This window comes from Parvibaculum sp. (assembly GCF_035511255.1).
Lineage (GTDB): Bacteria > Pseudomonadota > Alphaproteobacteria > Parvibaculales > Parvibaculaceae > Parvibaculum.
This window is the reverse complement of the sequence record NZ_DATKFR010000213.1, coordinates 1-1723: the sequence shown is the minus strand read 5'-3', so window position 1 is coordinate 1723 and position 1723 is coordinate 1. Positions and strand designations below refer to the sequence as shown.

Genomic DNA, 1723 nt, shown 5'->3' with positions numbered 1-1723 from the left:
ATGTAGTAGCTCATCGCCTCGCGATCGCCGATGGGCGCGCCGTCGATCATGCCGTTGGCGATGACGCTGGCGACGTCGTCCTTCGGGTTCTTGCGACGGTCGGCCGTGATCTTTCCGAAATAGTCGAACAGCGCCGCTGCCGTCGCCGCCAGATCGACGCTCTGCCCGCGTTCGCCGCTGAAGACGATCGCGTCTTCGTCGCCTTTATGGTCGGTTACGGCCGTTACATCCGGATCGCCGGGCCCGAATATCTCCTGCGTCATCTTCAGCATGAAGGGCTCGTCTTCCTTCGGCACGCCGAGCAGCTGCATGATGACGCGCAGCGGATACCAGAGCGCGACCTCCTTCACGAAATCGCATTCGCTGCCGAGGTCTTCCATGCGGTCGACGTGATCCTTGGCGAGCCCGGCGATCCGTCCCTCGAGCTTCTTGAGGTTCGGCGGCATGAACCAGCTCTGCGTCAGGCTCCGCAGCTTATAGTGAATGGGATCGTCGAGATCGACCAGCGTGCGAAAAAGATGCGTGTCGCCGGTGACGGATTTCACCCATTCCTCACCCTCGATGGGCGAGAGATAGGTCCGCAGCCGGTTGACGAACTTGTCGCTCTGCTTTTCGATTTCGAGAATGTCGGCATGCTTGGTGATCGACCAGAAAGGCCGGAAGCCGCGCGGCTTCATCAGCCGGACAGGGTCTTCCTTGCGCAGCTTCGTGAACAGCGCATGGATCTCGTCTTCATTGGCGAAAAGCTCGGGATTGACGATCTCGTCGTCGATGCGCCCCCGGCTATATCCCGGAAAGCTCGCATCGGATTCCGCAACGCTCATGATGTCCTCCTCCACAGCCCGGTTCTGTGACCGGATTTTCCACTAGACTAGCGCCTCCGTTCCTTGCGGCCAGCCGATTTATCGGCGGTGGCCGCCGTGCCGCGCAAACGCGGCCCTGACGCTGCGTCCGACATCCCCTGCATTCAAAACTTTTTGAGAGTTCAAAGAATGAACTTAAGGTAGACAGACGGGAGGCGCGCGAAAGAGGCCGCCACGGAAACGACAAGGGACACAAAATGAAGACGCGTATCACCGAGCTTTTCGGGATCCAGCATCCGATCATCCAGGGCGGCATGCATTTCGTCGGTCTCGCCGAAATGGCTTCGGCCGTCTCGAACGCCGGCGGCCTTGGCATCATCACCGGCCTGACGCAGCAGACACCGGAGCTGCTGGCGAAGGAAATCGCCAAATGCCGCGACATGACGGACAAGCCATTCGGCGTCAACCTCACCTTCCTGCCGGGCTTCGCCAATCCGCCCTATCCCGAATATATCGACGCGATCATCCAGGGTGGCGTGAAGGCGGTGGAAACGGCCGGCCGCAGCCCCGAGCAATACATGCCCGCGCTCAAGGCCGGCGGCGTCAAGGTCATTCATAAATGCACGTCGGTGCGCCACTCGCTGAAGGCCGAGAAGATCGGTTGCGATGCGGTCAGCGTCGACGGCTTCGAATGCGGCGGTCATCCGGGCGAGGACGACGTGCCGAATATGATCCTCCTGCCGCGTGCGGCCGAGGAGCTGAAAATCCCCTTCGTCGCCTCCGGCGGCATGGCCGATGCGCGCAGCCTCGTCGCGGCGCTGGCGCTCGGCGCCGAAGGCATGAACATGGGCACGCGCTTCATCGCGACGAAGGAAGCGCCCGTTCATGAAAACGTGAAGAAGGCGATCGTCGCGGCCTCC

Annotated in this window: 1 protein-coding gene and 1 pseudogene; one reads left to right on the top strand and one right to left on the bottom strand. The window is 61.5% G+C overall.

What is annotated here, in order from left to right:
• Positions 1-824: pseudogene (locus VMR03_RS08515) on the bottom strand (cytochrome P450); the annotation flags it as partial.
• Positions 825-1060: 236 nt separating this feature from the next.
• On the opposite strand from VMR03_RS08515, the gene VMR03_RS08510 reads away from it, so the two are divergent.
• Positions 1061-1723, top strand: a 663-nt coding sequence (locus VMR03_RS08510) for a nitronate monooxygenase (RefSeq protein WP_325404196.1), incomplete at its 3' end; no start/stop codon positions are given.